A 19,017-nucleotide genomic window follows, 5' to 3' on the forward strand; every position below is an offset into this window, starting at 1 on the left:
CCCCCGCCCCACAATCCGCTACGCATCGATCCATACATCGGGGAGGATGTCATGGACCCTTCGTTTTCGGCCGCCAACCTCGTCGAGGCGCTCGTCCTGGGCGTCGCGCTCGCCATGGACGCCATGGCGGTGACCCTGTCCAACTCGCTGTGCGAGCCCGATATGCCCGCCTCGCGCAAGTTCGCCATGCCGGTCCTGTTCGCCCTGTTCCAGATGGCCATGCCCATCGCCGGCTACCTCGGCGGCACGCTCGTCGCGCCGCTCATCGAGGCCTACGCGGGCATCGTGTCCCTGATCATCCTGGGGTTCGTGGGCGGCAAGATGATCGTCGAGGCGGTGCGCGAGCTCCGCGAGCCGGAGGCCTGCCCCGCCACGCGGCTCACCTGGCCCACCATCGCCATGGAGGCCGTCGCGACCTCGATCGACGCCTCGGGCAAGGACATCGTGCTGTACGGCGGCGCCATCGGGCTCACCACGTTCGCCTGCTGCCTGCTCGTGCTGCTGATCGGCCGCAAGCTCGGCGAGCGGTTCGGGGCGCACGCCCAGGTCGCGGGCGGCATCGTGCTCGTCGTCATCGGGCTCAGGGCGTTTCTCGGCTGAGGCCCGCAGCCCGCGGGGCCTTCCCGGGCGGGGCGGATCCGGACGACGGCCCGCACGTCGACCGGGGCGCTACTCCAGCTCGCGGGCGCGGCGCTTGAGGACCTCGTCGACCTCGGCCTGGATGTCGAGGTACGCCTCCAGGGCCCGCCTCCCGCGCGGCGTGAGGGTCGATCCACGGGCGCCGTCGCGCGCGAGCAGGTCGTATCCCAGATGGGCCTCGGCCTCGCGCACGAGCCGCCACGCCTTGGAGTAGGCCATCCCCATGCGCTTGGCGGCGCGGTTCAAGGAGCGCTCCTCGTCCACGCCGGCGAGCAGCTGCGCGCAGCCCTGGCCGAAGCCGCCGGGCAGCGAGGCGTCGTCTGATTTGAACGTTACGCGTGCAGACGCCGAAATCGTCATGGGGGATGCTCTCTCCTGCTAAAGTCCGCACTCGGGTTTCGCGCGGGCGTCCGGAAATCTACGGGGATCGGTGAACATCTGGCATTGTAGCAGTCCGGGCTGCACTACAATGGCTGCGCGGATCGCCCTGCCATGCGGTCCGGACGCGAAACCGCGCGGCGGGTCCCCGGCGCCGCTGTGCCCGGGGTGGGACCGCGCCCAACCCAGAAGAGGAGTGGCTATGGCAATGTTCTTCCCCGGTGAGTCCCATACGTTCTCGGAGTACCTGCTCGTCCCCGGTTACTCCTCCTCGGAGTGCATCCCCAACAACGTCTCGCTCAAGACCCCGCTCGTGCGCTTCAAGCGCGGCGAGGAGCCCCAGATCAGCCTGAACATCCCCATGGTCTCGGCCATCATGCAGTCCGTCTCCGGCGTGGACATGGGCGTCGCGCTCGCCACCGAGGGCGGCATGAGCTTCATCTACGGGTCCCAGACCCCCGAGTCCGAGGCCGCGATGGTCAAGGCCGTGAAGGACCACAAGGCCGGCTTCGTGGAATCCGACTCCACCCTCACCCCGGACATGACCATGGAGCAGGTCATGGAGCTCAAGGAGCACACCGGCCACTCCACCATGCCCGTCACCGACGACGGCACCCCGCGCGGCAAGCTGCTCGGCATCGTCACGAGCCGCGACTACCGTCCCAGCCGCGACGACCACTCCAAGCGCGTCCGCGAGTTCATGACCCCGCGCGAGAAGCTCATCGTGGGCGACAAGGACATCACCCTCAAGCGCGCCAACGACGTCATCTGGGACAACAAGCTGAACGCCCTGCCCTGCGTGGACGAGAACGACCACCTGGTCGGCATCGTCTTCCGCAAGGACTACGACTCCCACAAGTCCAACCCCAACGAGATGCTCGACGCCAACAAGCGCTACATGGTGGGCGCGGGCATCAACACGCGCGACTACGCCGAGCGCGTGCCGCTGCTCGTCGAGGCCGGCGCCGACGTGCTGTGCATCGACTCCTCCGAGGGCTTCTCCGAGTGGCAGAAGCGCACCATCGAGTGGATCCGCGCCAACTACGGCGAGAGCGTGCGCGTGGGCGCGGGCAACGTCGTGGACGCGGAGGGCTTCCGCTTCCTCGCCGACTGCGGCGCCGACTTCGTGAAGGTGGGCATCGGCGGCGGATCCATCTGCATCACGCGCGAGACCAAGGGCATCGGCCGCGGCCAGGCCACCGCGCTCATCGACGTCTGCCGCGCGCGCGACGAGTACTTCGAGGAGACGGGCGTCTACGTCCCCGTCTGCTCGGACGGCGGCATCGTGTACGACTACCACATGACCCTCGCGCTCGCCATGGGCGCCGACTTCATGATGCTCGGGCGCTACTTCGCCCGCTTCGACGAGAGCCCGACCGAGCGCGTGAACGTCAACGGCCAGTACATGAAGGAGTACTGGGGCGAGGGCTCGGCGCGCGCCCGCAACTGGCAGCGCTACGACCTGGGCGGCGCGGCCAAGCTGTCGTTCGTCGAGGGCGTCGACTCCTACGTCCCCTACGCCGGCTCGCTCAAGGACGGCGTGAACGGCACGCTCTACAAGATCAAGTCCACCATGTGCAACTGCGGCGCCCTCACCATCAAGGAGCTGCAGGAGAAGGCGCGCCTGACGCTCGTCTCGGCGACCTCCATCGTCGAGGGCGGCGCGCACGACGTCGTGGTGAAGGACTCCCAGCAGTCGGTGAGCTACCAGTAAGCCCCCGCTCGGCGACCCGTACCGCGCCCCGTCGGCCCGTGCCGGCGGGGCGCTTCGCGTATCGGCGCTCCCTCGCGCGCCGAGCCCGCGCGTTTTGCTAGAATCAGGAACATTACCGCCCCGTCGCGCGGACGCATGCCGCGGCCGGGGCCGACCCACACCGCAAGCCATAAGGAGCGACCCATGTGCGATTGCACCGAGCATAAGGAGATCCCCGCGTACGACGCGCAGGCCATCGAGGCCAAATGGATGGGGGAGTGGGACCGCGCGAACCTGTTCGCGGTCGACACCGACCCCTCCAAGCCCAAGAAGTACGTCCTGGAGATGTTCCCGTACCCCTCGGGCGACCTGCACATGGGGCATGCGCGCAACTACACCATCGGCGACGCCATGGCCCGCCAGGCGCGCATGCGCGGCTACGACGTGCTGCACCCCATCGGGTTCGACGCCTTCGGCCTGCCCGCCGAGAACGCCGCCATCAAGCACAACACGCAGGCGGCCGCGTGGACGTACCGGAACATGGACCAGGCGCTCGCCACCATGCGCCGCATGGGCTTCTCCTACGATATGGACCGCCTGGTGAAGACCTGCAGCCCCGACTACTACCGCTGGGGCCAGTGGATCTTCGAGAAGCTGTGGGAGCGCGGGCTGGTCTACCGCAAGAAGAGCCCCGTCAACTGGTGCCCCACCTGCAAGACGGTCCTCGCCAACGAGCAGGTCACGGAGGGGCGCTGCTGGCGCTGCGGCTCCGAGCCGGAGAAGCGCGACCTGGAGCAGTGGTACTTCAAGATCACCGAGTACGCCCAGGAGCTGCTCGACGACCTCGAGAAGCTGCCGGGTTGGCCCGAGCGCGTCAAGCAGATGCAGGCCAACTGGATCGGCCGCTCCGAGGGCGCCGAGGTCGATTTCACCCTCTGCGACGCCGACGGCGAGCCCATCCGCGGCGACGAGGGACGCATCACCGTGTTCACCACGCGCGCCGACACGCTGTTCGGCTGCACGTTCTTCCTGCTCGCGCCCGAGTACGAGGGGCTCATGGACCTCGTGGCCGGCACCGAGCACGAGGCCGCGGTGGCCGCGGTCGTGGAGGGCGCCAAGAAGGTGTCGGCCGTCGAGCGCGCCCAGGGCGCGCTCGAGAAGCACGGCGCGTTCACCGGCCGTTACGTGGTGAACCCCGTCTCCGGCCAGAAGGTCCCCGTGTGGGTGGCCGACTACGTGGTCTCCGACTACGGCACCGGCGCCGTCATGGCGGTCCCCTGCGGCGACCAGCGCGACTTCGAGTTCGCCCGCAAGTACGGCCTGCCCATCGTCCCCATCATCCTCATGGACGACGAGCTCGCCGCGCTCAAGGAGGCCGGCCAGGACATCGACACCTTCCATGCCGAGTCCGTCGACTGGGAGGGCGCGCACGCCGCCGAGGGCACGCTCGTGCAGTCCGGCAAGTACACCGGCATGCGCGGCGGCAAGCACTCCGAGGGCGAGGCCGCGATCGTGGCCGACCTCGAGGCCGCCGGCACCGGCCGCCGCAAGGTCGAGTTCCGCCTGCGCGACTGGCTCATCAGCCGCCAGCGCTACTGGGGCAACCCCATCCCGGCCGTTCACTGCGAGCACTGCGGCATCGTCCCGGTGCCCGAGGACCAGCTGCCCGTCATGCTGCCGGACAACCTCGACCTCGGCGCCGGCGAGACCCTCGCCGAGTGCGCGGAGTTCTACGAGACCACCTGCCCGGTCTGCGGGCGCCCGGCGCGCCGCGAGACGGACACCATGGACACCTTCACCTGTTCGAGCTGGTACTACCTGCGCTACTGCGACCCGCACAACGAGGAGCTCCCCTTCTCGCGCGAGGCCGCGGACCGCTGGATGCCGGTCGACAACTACATCGGCGGCATCGAGCACGCCATCCTGCACCTGCTGTACTCGCGCTTCTTCACCAAGGCGCTGCGCGACATCGGCCTGCTCGACGTCGACGAGCCGTTCACCAACCTGCTGTGCCAGGGCATGGTGAAGGACGCCAACGGGGAGACCATGTCCAAGTCCAAGGGCAACGTCGTGCCGCCCTCGAGCGTCATCGAGCCCTACGGTGCGGACACCATGCGCCTGGCCATCCTGTTCATCGCCCCGCCCGAGAAGGACTTCGACTGGGACGAGGACGCCGTCGCGGGCGCGAACCGCTTCCTCAAGCGCGCCTGGCGCCTGGTCTGGACCCTCGCGGGCGCTGCCGACCCCGCCGCCGAGCTCGACAAGGCGGCGCTCTCCGACGCCGCGCTCACCCTGTACCGCGAGCGGCACCGCACCATCGCCAAGTGCACGGAGGACTTCGACCGCCAGCAGTTCAACACCGCCATCTCGGCGATCATGGAGCTCGTGAACGCCGCGAGCGCCTACGTGAACACCGGCGAGGAGCTCGACGGCGCCCTGGCGTCCCTCGTCGCGACCGACATCGTCTCGGTCATGGCGCCGATCTGCCCCTTCTGGGCCGACGAGCTGTGGCACGCCGCCCTCGGCCGCGACAGCTTCGCCTACACCGCGCCCTGGCCCGCGTTCGACCTGGCAGAAACCGTCTCGGACGAGGTCGAGATCGCGGTCCAGGTGCTCGGCAAGATGCGCGCCCACACGATGGTCCCCACCGACGCCACGCCCGAGCAGATGCAGGCCGCGGCCGAGCGGGCGGCGGCGCGCTGGCTCGAGGGCAAGACGCTCGTCAAGGCCATCTGCGTGCCCGGCAAGCTCGTGAACCTGGTCGTCAGGTAAGCGTCGCAGCGGGTCGTCGGGGACGGGCGCATGGCTCCCGCGCGCCATCGGGTGCGCGGGAGGATCGCATCCGTCCCCGATGGCCCTCTCCAGCCGGCGTCCGCGCCGTTCGCCGACGCCGATTGTGTGCATCTTGCGGAGGGGATCCCCGGCCCGCGCGCCGCGGCGGTGCGAGTTTTCCCGCATCTACCTGCATGTGCTATGATAGCAAACGCAATTGAGGCTTATTCGAGAAGGGAGTGCAGGTCCGCCTGCGCTTCCTTTCTTATGTTGGGGAGGTGCTGCATGGTCAAAAGCGAGCTGGAGCAGGGCATCATCGACGCCCTCGAGGCCGTCGCGCCCGAGCACGGCATGGACATAGTCGACGTCGAGCTCACCGGCGCCACGAAGGCCCCGTGCGTCCGCGTCCGCATCGACCGCGCCGACGGCGCGGGCATCACGCTCGACGAGGTCACCGCACAGAGCCGGTGGGTGTCCGACGTGGTCGAGGGGCTCGACCCGGTTCCGGGCGCCTACACGCTCGAGGTCTCGAGCCCCGGCATGGCGCGCCCGCTGCGCCGGCCGTCCGACTTCGCCCGCTTCGTCGGGTCGGACGTCGAGCTTACGACCACGGCGGTCGAGGGCAGGCGCCGCTTCTCGGGCTCGCTCGTCGAGGCGGACGAGCGGACCGCGACGCTCGAGCTCGAGGACGGCGAGCGCGTGAGCTTCCCCTACGGCGAAATCAAGAAGTGCACCTTGAAGCCGGTCTTCGACTTCAAGGGCGGAAAGGGTGGTAAGTAAATGGCATCTGAGATGATGGAAGCGCTCATGGCCCTGTGCCAGGAGAAGCATATCGACCAGCTCTACCTCATCGACCGTCTCGAGCAGTCGCTGGCCAAGAGCTACGCCGAGATCCTGCACCTGGACTGGGGCGCCAAGGTCACCATCGACCGCGCCACCGGCAAGATCTACGTCTACAAGCTCATCCCCATCGACGACTCCATGGACGAGGAGGGCAACTACACCGAGTTCCAGGAGATCGACGTCACCCCGCGCGACACGAGCCGCATCGCCGCGCAGCACGCGAAGGCCGAGATCAACGCCATCGTGCGCAACTCCGCCCGCGAGCAGATCTTCGAGGAGTTCTCCGGGCGCATCGGCGACATCATCACCGGCACGGTGCTGCAGTCCACGCCCGACTTCACGATCGTCAAGATCCGCGAGGGCGTCGAGGCCGAGCTGCCCCACTTCGACCAGCGCCGCTACGAGAACGAGCGCAACGAGCGCCCGCACGGTGAGCGCTACCTGCACAACCAGCGCATCAAGGCCGTCATCATCGACGTGCGCGACCCGAACTCCACGCTTCCCCCGGTCCGCGGCGAGCACTCCCGCCCGCCGATCGTGATCTCGCGCACGCACCCGGCGCTCATCCGCCGCCTGTTCGAGCTCGAGGTGCCCGAGATCTACGAGGGCACGGTCGAGGTCAAGTCGATCGCCCGCGAGCCCGGCCAGCGCTCCAAGGTGGCCGTCCACTCGCTCGACGACCGCCTGGACCCGGTCGGCGCCTGCGTCGGCCCGAAGGGCAGCCGCGTCCGCACCGTCGTGTCCGAGCTGCGCGGCGAGCGCGTCGACGTGATCCTGTGGGACGACGACCCGGCGGCCTACGTCGCCAACGCCCTGTCGCCCGCCAAGGTCACCCGCGTGCTGATCGACGAGGAGAAGAACTACGCCGGCGTCATCGTGCCCGACGACCAGCTCTCGCTCGCCATCGGCAAGGAGGGCCAGAACGCGCGCCTGGCCGCGCGCCTGACCGGCTGGCACATCGACATCAAGAACGAGACGCTCGCCGCCGACATCCTGCGCAACGTCCCGGTCGCCCCGCAGCCCGTCGCCGAGGACCTGCTGTCCGACGACGAGCCCGAGCGCTGCGCGTACGTGAGCGCCGAGGGCATCCGCTGCCGCAACCAGGCGCGCCCCGGCTCGCGGTACTGCGGCGTCCACGACCCGGAGGGTCCCGAGGGCGGCTCGGATGCCTTCGAGGATGCCGAGGACCTCATCTGAGGCGACGGCGCGCCCCGACGCGGCCGCATCCGCAGGCCCCGGGGCGCCGCCCACCCGTTCGTTCCCGCATGCTTGAAGCAGGGCGCCGCGCGCCCGAGAGGTAGGTGATTGGCAACATGGCGAAGATTCGCGTATCGAGCCTGGCCAAGGAATTCGGAATGTCATCCAAGGAGCTGCTCGACCATCTGGCCGAGATGAAGATCCCCGCGAAGTCGGCGTCGTCGGCGCTCGAGGACGCCTACGTGTCCATGGTGCGCAAGAAGCTCGCGCCGGTGCTCGAGGCGCGCCGCGCCGAGATCGAGGCCGCCAAGGAGGCCGAGGAGCAGGCAGCCGCCGCCGAGGAGGCCGCCCGCGCCGCGGCCGCCGAGGCCGAGCGCGCCGCCCGCGAGAAGGCGGAGGCCGAGGCCCGCGAGGCCGAGCTCGAGGCGAAGCGCCGCGCGGTGCCCGCCTCCGACTCCGGCTCGCGCTTCCGGTCGCTGCTCGACCAGATCGCCCAGCAGGAGGTCGTGCTCAAGGAGAAGAAGGAGGCCGAGACCAAGAGGAAGGCCGAGGCCGACTCCCATCGCGGCGACCGCCGCGGCGGCAAGCGCTCGGAGCGCCGCTCCGAGGCGCCCGCGCCCGCCCGCACGCGCCGCACCAACATCGCCCCGCAGGTGCCCGCCGGCATGGACGTCCCCGCGCCCGAGAAGGCCGGCCGCGGCAAGAAGCGCCGCGGGGGCCAGGACCACGAGCACGGCGACCATTACTCCCGCATGGCCCGCGAGGCGGAGGAGTACAGCCGCGAGCGCGTCCTCGAGGAGGCCCGCGCCGCCGTCGAGGAGGCCAGCCGCGAGTCCACCGGCCGCCGCAAGAAGCGCAAGGAGAAGCGCGAGCGCGAGGCCGCGCAGCTGCGCGAGGAGAAGAAGCTCGAGGAGGCCCTCGCCCAGGGCGTGAACCCCGAGGACCTCGACGCGGTCCGCGTGTCCCAGGGCGTCACCGTCCAGGAGCTCGCCGAGGCGCTCGACGTGCCCGCCAACGACATCATCAAGCGCCTGTTCCTGCTGGGCACCCCGCTGACCATGACCCAGTCCATGTCCGACGACCTCGTCGAGCTCGTCGCCGACGACCTGGGCCGTCAGATCCGCATCATCACCCCGGAGGAGGAGAACTCCTTCTCCTTCTACGACGACCCGGCCGACCTGAAGCCGCGCCCGCCCGTGGTCACCGTCATGGGCCACGTCGACCACGGCAAGACGAGCCTGCTCGACGCCATCCGCCACACCGGCGTGGCGTCCCACGAGGCCGGCGGCATCACGCAGCACATCGGCGCCTCCCAGGTGACGATCAACGGCCGCCAGATCACCTTCGTCGACACCCCGGGCCACGAGGCGTTCACCGCCATGCGCGCCCGCGGCGCCAAGATCACCGACGTGGTCGTCCTGGTCGTCGCCGCCGACGACGGCGTCATGCCCCAGACCGTCGAGGCCATCAACCACTCCAAGGCGGCCGGCGTGCCCATCGTCGTCGCGGTCAACAAGTGCGACAAGCCCGATGCGAACCCGGACCGCGTGCGCCAGGAGCTCACCGAGTACGGCGTCATCCCCGAGGAGTGGGGCGGCCAGAACATGTTCGTCAACGTGTCCGCCCGCCAGAAGACCGGTATCGACGACCTGCTGGAGACCATCCTGCTCCAGGCCGACGTGCTCGAGCTCAAGGCCAACCCCGACACCTTCGCGTCGGGCTACATCATCGAGGCCAAGCTGGACCGCGGCCGCGGCCCGGTGGCCACCGTGCTCGTCAGCCGCGGCACCCTGCGCGTGGGCGACTCGCTCGTGGCCGGCATGAGCTACGGCCGCGTCCGCGCCATGCTCGACCAGCACGGCAACCCGGTCAAGGAGGCCGGCCCCTCGGACGCCGTGGAGATCCTCGGCCTGTCCTCCGTGCCCGCCGCCGGCGACGAGTTCCGCGTCTTCGAGGACGAGCGCGACGCGCGCGACCTCGCGGAGCAGCGCTCGCTCAAGGCGCGCATCGAGGAGCAGAACAAGGTCAAGCACGTCACGCTCGAGACCCTGTTCTCCGAGATGAGCGAGAACGAGCTCGCCGAGCTCAACCTCGTCGTCAAGGCCGACGTCCAGGGCTCCATCGAGGCCCTGGCCGACGCGCTGGGCAAGATGGACCAGTCCGAGGTCCGCATCAACATCATCCACTCCGCGGTGGGCGCCATCACGGAGACCGACGTCACCCTGGCCGCCGCCTCGAACGCCATCATCATCGGCTTCGGCGTGCGCCCGCAGGGCAAGGCCCGCGACCTCGCCGAGAAGGAGAACGTGCAGATCAAGACGTACTCCATCATCTACAAGGCGATCGAGGACATCGACGCCGCCCGCGTGGGCCTGCTCAAGCCCACCGAGGAGGAGGTCCAGACCGGCTCCGCCGAGGTCCGCGAGACCTTCCGCGTGCCCAAGGTCGGCACCATCGCCGGCTGCATGGTCACCGAGGGCGAGATCGAGCGCACCGACTCGGTGCGCGTCGTGCGCGACGGCGTCGTCATCTTCGAGGGCTCCTTCGCCTCCATGCGCCGCTTCAAGGACGACGTCAAGAGCGTCAAGGCGGGCTACGAGTGCGGTCTGGGCATCGAGAAGTACCAGGACATCAAGGTGGGCGACATCCTCGAGGCCTTCAAGGTCGTCGAGGTCGCCCGCACGGAGTAGGGGAGGCCGGTCGTGAAGCAGACGCCCGCCACGCGCCGCACCGGGGAGCAGCTGCGCGAGAAGCTCGGCTACATCCTGCTGTTCGAGATCTCCGACCCGCGCCTCGACCTCGTGACGATCACCGGCGTCGAGGTCAGCGTTGACCGCGCCTACGCGCGCGTCTACGTGACCTGCGACGCCGGGCGCTACGACGAGGTGCTCGAGGCGCTCGCCAGCGCCCGCGGGCGCATCCGCAGCCTGCTGGCGCGCTCCCTCGACTGGCGCGTGGTCCCCGAGCTCGACTTCCGCATCGACCGCTCCACCGACGAGGCGGAGCACATCGCGCGGGCGCTCGAGAACGTGCCCGCCACCATGGCGGTCGAGAAGGACGAGGAGGGCTACCCCATCCAGGTCGACGCCCCCGGCGACGCCGACGGGGACCCGAGCGAGGAGGGCGGCGCCCCGGGCGCCGTCCCCGGTGGGGAGGCGTCTGCGTGATGGGCGCCTGCGCCTGCATCGACCCCGACCTTCTCGCGACCTATGGGCGCATCCTCGAGATGATCGAGGATGCGCCCTCTGTCGCCATCTCGGGGCACACCTCGCCCGACGGCGACGCCCTGGGCTCCGTGCTGGGGCTCGGCGGCGCGCTCGCGGCGCGCTACCCGGACAAGCGCATCGACCTGCTGCTCGCCGACGACGGCCCCGTCCCGCGCATCTACCGCTTCATGGAGGGCGCGGACCGGCTCGTCCCGGCGGGGGACTACGGGTGCGACCCGGCGCTGTTCATCTCCGTGGACTGCCCGGTCACCGAGCGCCTCGCCGGCTCCGCCGCGGTGGTCGCGCGCTCCGGCGCCTCGGTGTGCTTCGACCACCATCCCGCCCGTGAGGAGTTCGCCGACATCACCGTGCGCCGCGTCGGAAGCGCCGCCACGGCGGTCCTCGTGGAGGAGTTCCTGCGCGCCGTCGGCATCCCTCTGTCCGGCGACGTCGCCACCTGCCTGCTGTGCGGCCTCGTGACCGACACCGGGCGGTTCCAGTACCAAAACGCCGACCCCGAGGCCTTCGCGTGCGCCGCGCGCCTGGTCGACGCGGGCGCCGCCCCCGCGCGGATCGCGCTCGAGGTCTACCAGAGCCAGCGCCTCGAGTACCTGAAGCTCGAGAGCCTGGTCATGAGCCGCATCCGCACCGTCGCCGGCGGCCGGGTCGCCTACTCCTACGCCTACGCGTCCGACCTCGTGTCCTTTGGCGTGACCCCCGACGAGTGCGACGGCCTCGTCGACGTGGTCCGCTCCGTGATGGGGGTCGAGGTCTGCCTGTTCGTGAAGGAGACGGAGTGCTGCCACCGCGTCCGCGGCAACCTGCGCTCCAAGTGCGACCTCGACGTCTCCGGGATCGCCGCGCGCTTCGGCGGCGGCGGGCACGCCGCGGCGGCCGGCTTCACCTACGAGGGGAGCATCGTGGAAACCCTGAACGACGCCCTGCCCATGCTCGTCGGGCTCGTCGGCGAGGATGCCGGCGACCTGCACGTCGAGCTCTGACGGGTGAGCCATGGCCAAGCGCTCCCCATCCCAGCTGAATATCCTTCTCGCCCTCGATAAACCGGTGGGCTGCACCTCGCACGACCTCGTCGCGCGCACGCGCCGCACGCTCGGCGAGCGCCGCGTGGGGCATGCCGGCACCCTGGACCCGCTCGCCTCCGGCGTCATGGTCCTCGGCGTCGGCCAGGCGACCCGCCTGCTCGGGCGCATCACCCAGGACACCAAGGCCTACCTCGCCGACATCGCCTTCGGGTACGAGACCTGCACGGACGACGCCGAGGGCGAGCGCACGCGCGCCGTGGAGCCCGCCCCGGGGCTGTGGGACCCGCAGGCCGCCGCGCGCGCCCTCGCGGGCCTCGTGGGGCCCCAGATGCAGGTCCCCCCGGCCTTCTCCGCCATCTCCGTGGACGGGGTGCGCTCCTACCGGCGCGCCCGCGCCGGGGACGCCGTCGAGCTCCCTGCCCGCCCCGTCGAGGTGCTCGCGGCCGACCTCATCGCCGTGACCGCGGTCGACGGCGCGCCCGTGTGGACCGTCGCGTTCACCGTGAGCAAGGGCACCTACATCCGCGCGCTCGCGCGGGACCTGGGGCGCTCCCTCGGCGCCGCGGCCCATCTGTCCGGCCTGCGCCGGACCGCCTCGGGCTCCGTGGGGCTCGCGCGCTGCCTCGACCCGGAAGCGCTCACGCCGGACGCCGCCCGCGCGGCGGCGCTCGACCCGGTCGCGGTGCTCGACGTCCCCGCGCTGCCCGTCCCCGACGAGCGCCTCGCGGACATCCTGTGCGGGCGCCGGCTCTCGCCGTCGCTGCTGCGCGACGCGACGCGCCCGGTGGGCGAGGGCGACATGGTGGCCCTCGTGAACGGCGGCGAGCTGCGCGCCCTCGCGCGGATCGACGCCGGCAGGATCGCGCCCGCCGACGTGTTCCCCCAGGGGATCGGGGGCGTGGCCCTATGATGCCCGGCATCGGCGCCCTGCGCCGCGATTTCATCGCCCTCCCCGCCACCGCTCCCGTGCTGCGCGCGGGCGACGGCACCCCGTCCCCCTCGCTCGGCGACGCGGTGATCGCCATCGGCGCCTTCGACGGCGTCCACGTCGGGCACCGTTCCCTGCTCGCGCAGACCGTCGCCGACGCGCGCTCGCGCGGGGCCGCCGCGGTGGCCGTCACCTTCGACCCCGATCCCGACCGCGTGGTGGGCCGAGCTCCCGCGCCCAAGCTCATGGGGGTCGCCGACCGCCTGCGCGCGCTGGCCGCGAGCGGCGTCGACGCCGTGCTCGTCATCCCGTTCACCCGCGAGGTGGCGGGGATGGACCACGCCGGGTTCTTCGACCGCGTGCTCGCCCTGCGCCTGCGGCCGCTCGCCGTGCACGTGGGCTCCGACTTCCGCCTCGGGCGCGGGGGCGCCTCGACCGTCGAGGTCATGCGCGCCTGGGGCGCCGACCGGGGGCTCGAGGTCGTGGGCCACGAGCTCGTCTGCGACGACGGCTCGGCGGTCTCGGCCACGCGGATCCGCCGGCTGCTGCGGGAGCGCCGCGTGGAGGCGGCGGCATCCGAGCTCGGGCGCCACCCGATGCTGCGCGGCCGGATCGGCAGCGGGCGCGGGCAGGGGACCTCGATGGGGTTCCCGACCGCCAACATAGTTGTGGACGAGGGGCTGGCGGTCCCCGGGGACGGCGTGTACGAGGGGCTCGCCCTGATCGACGGCACCGTGTGGCCGGCCGCCGTCAACGTGGGCCTGCCGCCCACCTTCGCCGGCGACCCGGACTCGGCGCACCTGGAGGCGAACCTCATCGGCTTTACCGGCGACGTGCGCGGCAGCGAGGTCGCGCTCGCGTTCACGCGGTTCCTGAGGCCCTCGCGGGCCTTCTCGAGCACCGACGAGCTCATCGAGACGGTGCTCGGCAACATCGACGACATCCGGAGCGAGCTCGGGGACGAGGGGGTGCGCATCGCATGATCTCAGACGAGGACAAGGACCGCGTTCGCGCGGCGACCGACCTGGTGCAGCTCGTGCAGGAGACCGTCGAGCTGCGCCCGCGCGGCCAGGAGTTCTGGGGCTGCTGCCCGTTCCACCACGAGAAGACCCCGTCGTTCCACGTGATCCCGGCGACGCAGGTGTGGCACTGCTTCGGATGCGGCGAGGGCGGCGACGCCTTCACCTACGTCATGAAGCGCGAGAACCTGTCGTTCCCCGAGTCCATCCGCTTCCTGGCGGACCGGGCGGGCATCGAGATCGCGGACGACGCGCCCGGCGCGCGCCGCGGCACCAAGCGCTCGCGGATCGTCGACGTGTGCGAGGAGACCTGCTCGTTCTACCACACCATGCTCATGCGGGGGCGGGACGGCCGCGGCCGCGAGTACTTCTCCTCGCGCGGCATCGGCGCCGACATGTGCCGGCGCTACCGCCTGGGGTTCGCCCCCGGGCGCGGGAGCCTGGTCGCACATCTCTCGCAGAAGGGCTTCACCCCCCGCGAGATGACCGACGCCAACGTGGCGGTGTCCCGCGGCCGCGGGCTGTCCGACCGCTTCTACGACCGCGTGATGTTCCCCATCTTCGACGAGCAGGGGCGCTGCATCGCGTTCGGCGGGCGCATCATGGGGGCCGGCGAGCCCAAGTACCTCAACACCGCCGAGACCCCGGTCTTCCATAAGAAGCGCAACCTCTACGGATTCAACTGGGCCAAGGAGCACATCGTCGCCGCCGACGAGGCGGTGGTGGTCGAGGGCTACACCGATGCCATCTCCTGCTGGGAGGCGGGGATCGGCAACGTCGTGGCGACCCTCGGCACCGCGCTCACCGAGCACCACGTGAAGACGCTCACGCGGTTCGCCAAGCGCATCGTCTACCTCTTCGACGGCGACGCGGCGGGCCAGAAGGCCGCCGAGCGCGCGATCCAGTTCGTGGAGACCGGGTCGGTCGACCTGCGCTGCGTCATCCTGCCCGACGACCTCGACCCGGCCGACTTCATCGCCGCGCGGGGAGGGGAGGCGCTGCGCGAGCTGCTCGACGGCGCCGAGCCGCTCATGGACTTCGTCTTCGGCAAGCTCGGCGAGCGCAGCGACGTCTCGACGCCCGCCGGGCGCGCCCGCGCGCTCGAGGACGCCTGCCGGCTCATCTACCCGCTGCGCGACAGCTATATGATCGACACCTACTACATGCAGATCGCCGACCGCGTCGGCGCGGACCCCGACATGGTGCGCGCCTCCGCGGCCCGCGTGTTCGCCGACGTCGAGCGCGAGCAGCGCACGGCGCGGGAGCGCGAGCGGCGCCGCGAGCAGGCGGCGCCCGCCCGCCCGCGCGCCGTGCAGCCCCCCGCGGACGGGGACGCCTGGGCGTCCGAGCCCTTCGACGAGGAGCCCTACGACTACGTCCCGGCAGACGCCGAGGGCGCGCCGGCCGTGGAGGCCCCGGGCGGACCCTCGCCCGTCGACGGGGCGGCAGGCGGCGCCCCCGCGCCCCTGACCGAGCTCGAGCGCAGGTCGCTGGCGGGGGAGCGCGAGCTGCTCTGCCTGCTCACCGCGTACCCGGAGAGCTTCCGGCCCCTCGCCGAGCGCATCACCTCGATCGACTGGGTCGACCAGCGGCATGAGGCCATCGCCTGGGCGGTGCTCGCCACCCCCGAGGGCACGGCCGTGCCCGACGTGATGACGGCCGTGCGCGCCGTATGCCCCGAGGCGCCGTCGCTGGTGAGCGCGGGCACCATCGCCGCCACGAGCGCGCACCCCACGAGGACGAACATCGAGTTTCTGCTCGACACGCTCGAGCTGTTCACGATCCGCCGGAGGATGCGCCAGGCCCAGGCGCGCCTGCGCAGCGACCGGGGCCTCACCGCCGAGCAGCGCCGGGAGATGGCCATCCAGGCGACCCGGGACTCGGCGCGCGCCCGCGAGCTCGAGCGCGCGGTGGAGGGCGTGGCCGACCCCTTCCGGATCGCGGAGGAGGAGCAGGGGTAGCCCGCGCGCCGTCCGTGCCGTCTTTCGGGTACGGGCATGAAACTTGCGCTGGTAGGGTATAGAACGATGTGCTAAAGTAATGGGTCTACGTGTCAAGAAGGGAGAATCTGTGCCAAAGAAGACCGAAAGCACGGGTACCGGGCTCGATCCGTACATCGAGAAGCTCGTGGAGCAGGGTTCGCGTACCGGCACCGTCACCGAGGACGACATCCAGGTCGCCCTCAAGGACGTCGACGTTTCCGATGCACAGCTGAACTCCGTCTACCGCGGCCTGCGCGACCGCGGGGTAGAGATCGTCTCCGCCAACGAGGACGATGACGCCGGCCTTGACGTGGACGGCGCCGACGACGTCCTGGATGACGACGACCTGTCCGACGAGAGCATCGAGGACCACGAGATCAAGGTTGCCAAGAACGCCGACGCGGAGATGGCCTCGGCGAAGAGCAAGAAGAAGTCCCGTGTGCGCACCTCGCGCTCGCGCGCCCGCGCACGCGGTATCGACGCCTCCACCGTCATGCTCACCGGGGACCCGGTCCGCATGTACCTGAAGGAGATCGGCAAGGTCGACCTGCTGACCGCCGCCGACGAGGTCGACCTCGCCATGAAGATCGAGGCCGGTCTCGAGGCGGGCAACAAGCTGGAGGCCGCCGAGGCGGGGGAGATCGAGCTCACCCGCGCGGAGAAGCGCCGCCTGTCCCGCGTTGAGCAGGTGGGCCTCGAGGCCAAGCAGGCGCTCATTTCCGCCAACCTGCGCCTCGTGGTGTCCATCGCCAAGCGCTACGTCGGCCGCGGCATGCTGTTTTTGGACCTCATCCAGGAGGGTAACCTGGGCCTCATCCGCGCGGTCGAGAAGTTCGACTACGAGAAGGGCTTCAAGTTCTCCACGTACGCCACGTGGTGGATCCGCCAGGCCATCACCCGCGCCATCGCCGATCAGGCGCGCACCATCCGCATCCCGGTCCACATGGTCGAGACCATCAACAAGCTCGTGCGCGTCCAGCGCCAGCTGCTGCAGGACCTCGGCCGCGACCCGACCCCGGAGGAGATCGGCGCGGAGATGGACATGAGCGCCGACCGCGTGCGTGAGATCCAGAAGATCTCCCAGGAGCCGGTCTCGCTCGAGACGCCCATCGGCGAGGAGGAGGACTCCCAGCTCGGAGACTTCATCGAGGACTCCAACGCGGAGGTCCCGCCCGATGCGGCAAGCTTCTCGATGCTGCAGGAGCAGCTCGCCCAGGTGCTCGATTCGCTCGCCGACCGCGAGCGCAAGGTGATCGAGCTCCGCTTCGGCCTGGTGGACGGCCACCCGCGCACCCTCGAGGAGGTCGGGCGCGAGTTCGGGGTCACCCGTGAGCGCATCCGCCAGATCGAGTCCAAGACGCTCGCCAAGCTGCGCCACCCGAGCCGCTCGAGCAAGCTCAAGGACTACATCGAGAACTAGGTTGGTCGAAATCGACGAACAGGGCCCTTCGGGGCCCTGTTTTTTGCGCTCGGCCTGTCCGGTCGGGCGGGGGCCGGCGGCCCGTTCGGTCCGGCGGGAGGCGGCGGCCTGTTGGCTTGCACGAGGAGCCCAAGCGATCCGTCCGATCGGGCGGGGGAGCCTGGGCGGTCCTGCGACGGTCCGAGCGTTGTGAGGGGTTGGGACGTCGGCTGAAGGTCCCCTGTAGCCGACCCAAACAAAAACCCCGTCAGAGAATCTGACGGGGTGTAGCAATCTGGCTCCTCGAGTAGGACTCGAACCTACAACAACGCGGTTAACAGCCGCGGGCTCTACCATTGAGCTATCGAGGAATCTCGGTTGCGGCTAAGCAACAAAGATTAGTATACGCATTACCGCGGAGGACGCAAGAAGGAATTCGAAAAACTTTGCCGCCTCCGCCGATCGCCCTCAGATGGCCGCGCGGCACCCCGAGGCCCCTCCGGCGCAGACGTTCTCCACAGGTCGGTGCTGCTCGCACCCGTCTTTCGACCGTTCGCCCAGTTGCGACGCCAGAGCAACCAATCGGCGGCGGACTGCGCCCGTTCCGTGGGAAAACTGGTATCAATATACCAATACCAACCCCTCACCGGCTGCGCGGGGAGGGCGCGGTGCCCGGTACCACGCGGCGCCGGGGGAGACTCCCCGCCGGCGCTCGGAATGTCGAAGCGAGGTCATGATGAAACGTTGGCAGCAGCTGTTGGACGAGAGCTATCGCTCACTCGAGGACCTTCAGGAGCCGCTCGGGCTGAGCGACGAGCGCATAGCCGAGCTCAAGCCGTTCGAGGAGCGCTATCCCATCCTGGTCACCCCGTATTATCTCCGCCTCATGAACCGGCTCGACCCCGCCGACCCCATCCGCAGGATGTGCCTGCCCGATGTGGCCGCGCCCGAGGGCGGCGAGGCCACATCCGATGACACCGCGATCCAGGGCGGGCAGCACAAGTACCTGCAGTCGGTGCTGATCGTCTCCAACAACAGCACGCTCACCTACAGCCGCAACTGCTACCGGCGCGATTTCGCGCGGCTGGAGTCCGACGAGGCGTCGATGCGCATCCCGAAGCTCGCCGAGTACATCGGCGACCATCCGGAGATCGACAACATCTCGATCGGCGGCGGGGACGCGTTCCTGAACCCCAACGACCTGCTCGCCCAGTACCTCAAGGCGTTCGCGTTCCTCCCCACCATCGGGTACATCCGCTTCACCACGAGCGTCCCGGCCACGTTCCCGCAGCGCATCACCGAGGACGATGAGCTGCTCACCATGCTCTCGCGCTACGCTAAGGCGAAGGCGATCGTGGTGGTGACCCAGTTCAACCATCCGCGCGAGCTGACCGACGAGGCGGCCGCCGCGGTGCGCATGCTGCGCGAGGCGGGGTGCACTGTCCGCAACGAGGCGGTCCTGCTCGCCGGCGTGAACGATGATGCGGACACGCTCCTCGACCTCATGAACGGCCTGGTGGCGATCGGGGTGGAGCCGTACTACCTGTACCAGTGCCGCCCCGCGACGATCATGGCCGACGGGTTCCAGGTGCCGTTAGCGAAGGGCATCCGCATGGTCGACGACGCGAAGGCGAAGATGAGCGGCATGGCGAAGAGCTTCCGCTACATCATGGGCCATGCAACCGGCAAGATCTCGATGCTCGGGTTCACCGATGACGGGCGCGCGGCTTTCAAGTACCACGAGGCACGCAACGAGGAGGACCGGGGACGCATCTTCTTCGAGGAGCTTGCCGAGGACCAGTGCTGGCTGTAGGGGAGCGATTTGCGCCGACGGGCGCTGACCCCGTTTGGTGCGAAGGATGATTGAAGCGCCGGGGGCGGTGGGGAACCCGCCCCCGGCGCGCTGCGTTCCGCCGGC

The 19,017-nt window shown here is 70.1% G+C and carries 14 protein-coding genes and 1 tRNA gene; 13 read left to right on the forward strand and 2 right to left on the reverse strand.

Annotated features, from left to right (window positions below):
• Positions 1–51: 51 nt before the first annotated feature.
• Positions 52–600, forward strand: coding sequence for a manganese efflux pump MntP (locus PHA29_RS04385; RefSeq protein ID WP_270848301.1), 549 nt, complete (start codon positions 52–54; stop codon positions 598–600).
• A 69-nt stretch (positions 601–669) separates the two neighbouring features.
• Here the strand turns inward: PHA29_RS04385 and PHA29_RS04390 are convergent, their stop codons facing one another.
• Positions 670–999, reverse strand: coding sequence for a winged helix-turn-helix domain-containing protein (locus PHA29_RS04390; protein ID WP_270848303.1), 330 nt, complete (start codon positions 997–999; stop codon positions 670–672).
• 220 nt (positions 1,000–1,219) lie between these two features.
• Here PHA29_RS04390 and PHA29_RS04395 point away from each other — a divergent pair, with 220 nt between their 5' ends.
• The 11 genes from PHA29_RS04395 to rpoD all read left to right on the forward strand — a co-directional run bounded on the left by PHA29_RS04395 (position 1,220) and on the right by rpoD (position 17,120).
• Positions 1,220–2,731, forward strand: a complete 1,512-nt coding sequence (locus tag PHA29_RS04395; protein WP_270848304.1) for an IMP dehydrogenase — start codon at positions 1,220–1,222, stop codon at positions 2,729–2,731.
• A gap of 183 nt (positions 2,732–2,914) precedes the next feature.
• On the forward strand, positions 2,915–5,482 hold the full coding sequence (leuS, locus tag PHA29_RS04400) for a leucine--tRNA ligase (protein ID WP_270848306.1): 2,568 nt from the start codon (positions 2,915–2,917) through the stop codon (positions 5,480–5,482).
• 285 nt (positions 5,483–5,767) lie between these two features.
• A complete protein-coding gene (locus tag PHA29_RS04405; protein WP_270848307.1) occupies positions 5,768–6,262 on the forward strand; it encodes a ribosome maturation factor RimP in 495 nt (164 codons plus the stop codon).
• Positions 6,263–7,522 (forward strand): transcription termination factor NusA, encoded by a 1,260-nt coding sequence (gene nusA, locus PHA29_RS04410; RefSeq protein ID WP_270405058.1) that lies wholly within the window; start codon positions 6,263–6,265, stop codon positions 7,520–7,522.
• Between the two features lie 116 nt (positions 7,523–7,638).
• Positions 7,639–10,212, forward strand: a complete 2,574-nt coding sequence (gene infB / locus PHA29_RS04415) for a translation initiation factor IF-2 (protein ID WP_270848309.1) — start codon at positions 7,639–7,641, stop codon at positions 10,210–10,212.
• A gap of 12 nt (positions 10,213–10,224) precedes the next feature.
• Positions 10,225–10,689, forward strand: a complete 465-nt coding sequence (gene rbfA / locus PHA29_RS04420) for a 30S ribosome-binding factor RbfA (protein ID WP_270848310.1) — start codon at positions 10,225–10,227, stop codon at positions 10,687–10,689.
• On the forward strand, positions 10,689–11,729 hold the full coding sequence (locus tag PHA29_RS04425) for a DHH family phosphoesterase (protein ID WP_270848330.1): 1,041 nt from the start codon (positions 10,689–10,691) through the stop codon (positions 11,727–11,729). The genes rbfA and PHA29_RS04425 overlap by 1 nt, the downstream gene beginning before the upstream one ends.
• 10 nt (positions 11,730–11,739) lie before the next feature.
• Complete coding sequence (gene truB / locus PHA29_RS04430; RefSeq protein ID WP_270848311.1) at positions 11,740–12,681, forward strand: tRNA pseudouridine(55) synthase TruB; 942 nt, start codon at positions 11,740–11,742, stop codon at positions 12,679–12,681.
• Positions 12,678–13,682, forward strand: coding sequence for a riboflavin biosynthesis protein RibF (ribF, locus tag PHA29_RS04435; protein WP_270848313.1), 1,005 nt, complete (start codon positions 12,678–12,680; stop codon positions 13,680–13,682). Before truB ends, ribF begins: the two co-directional genes overlap by 4 nt.
• On the forward strand, positions 13,679–15,679 hold the full coding sequence (gene dnaG, locus PHA29_RS04440; protein ID WP_270848315.1) for a DNA primase: 2,001 nt from the start codon (positions 13,679–13,681) through the stop codon (positions 15,677–15,679). The genes ribF and dnaG overlap by 4 nt, the downstream gene beginning before the upstream one ends.
• A 109-nt stretch (positions 15,680–15,788) precedes the next feature.
• Complete coding sequence (gene rpoD, locus PHA29_RS04445) at positions 15,789–17,120, forward strand: RNA polymerase sigma factor RpoD (RefSeq protein WP_270405295.1); 1,332 nt, start codon at positions 15,789–15,791, stop codon at positions 17,118–17,120.
• Between the two features lie 275 nt (positions 17,121–17,395).
• Here the strand turns inward: rpoD and PHA29_RS04450 are convergent.
• Positions 17,396–17,470: transfer RNA gene (locus PHA29_RS04450), tRNA-Asn, on the reverse strand.
• A 362-nt stretch (positions 17,471–17,832) separates the two neighbouring features.
• On the opposite strand from PHA29_RS04450, the gene PHA29_RS04455 reads away from it, so the two are divergent.
• Positions 17,833–18,912, forward strand: coding sequence for a KamA family radical SAM protein (locus PHA29_RS04455; protein WP_270848318.1), 1,080 nt, complete (start codon positions 17,833–17,835; stop codon positions 18,910–18,912).
• The last annotated feature ends 105 nt before the right edge of the window (positions 18,913–19,017 follow it).

This window comes from Candidatus Collinsella stercoripullorum (assembly GCF_027669965.1).
GTDB lineage: Bacteria > Actinomycetota > Coriobacteriia > Coriobacteriales > Coriobacteriaceae > Collinsella > Collinsella stercoripullorum.

Excerpts from the sequence above, each read along its gene's own strand:
- truB (WP_270848311.1), top strand. The coding sequence starts at position 11,740 with ATGGCCAAGCGCTCCCCATCCCAGCTGAATATCCTTCTCGCCCTCGAT.
- PHA29_RS04455 (WP_270848318.1), top strand. The coding sequence starts at position 17,833 with ATGATGAAACGTTGGCAGCAGCTGTTGGACGAGAGCTATCGCTCACTC.
- PHA29_RS04405 (WP_270848307.1), top strand. The coding sequence starts at position 5,768 with ATGGTCAAAAGCGAGCTGGAGCAGGGCATCATCGACGCCCTCGAGGCC.
- dnaG (WP_270848315.1), top strand. The coding sequence starts at position 13,679 with ATGATCTCAGACGAGGACAAGGACCGCGTTCGCGCGGCGACCGACCTG.
- PHA29_RS04385 (WP_270848301.1), top strand. The coding sequence starts at position 52 with ATGGACCCTTCGTTTTCGGCCGCCAACCTCGTCGAGGCGCTCGTCCTG.
- PHA29_RS04395 (WP_270848304.1), top strand. The coding sequence starts at position 1,220 with ATGGCAATGTTCTTCCCCGGTGAGTCCCATACGTTCTCGGAGTACCTG.
- leuS (WP_270848306.1), top strand. The coding sequence starts at position 2,915 with ATGTGCGATTGCACCGAGCATAAGGAGATCCCCGCGTACGACGCGCAG.
- PHA29_RS04390 (WP_270848303.1), bottom strand. The coding sequence starts at position 999 with ATGACGATTTCGGCGTCTGCACGCGTAACGTTCAAATCAGACGACGCC.
- ribF (WP_270848313.1), top strand. The coding sequence starts at position 12,678 with ATGATGCCCGGCATCGGCGCCCTGCGCCGCGATTTCATCGCCCTCCCC.
- nusA (WP_270405058.1), top strand. The coding sequence starts at position 6,263 with ATGGCATCTGAGATGATGGAAGCGCTCATGGCCCTGTGCCAGGAGAAG.
- PHA29_RS04425 (WP_270848330.1), top strand. The coding sequence starts at position 10,689 with ATGGGCGCCTGCGCCTGCATCGACCCCGACCTTCTCGCGACCTATGGG.
- infB (WP_270848309.1), top strand. The coding sequence starts at position 7,639 with ATGGCGAAGATTCGCGTATCGAGCCTGGCCAAGGAATTCGGAATGTCA.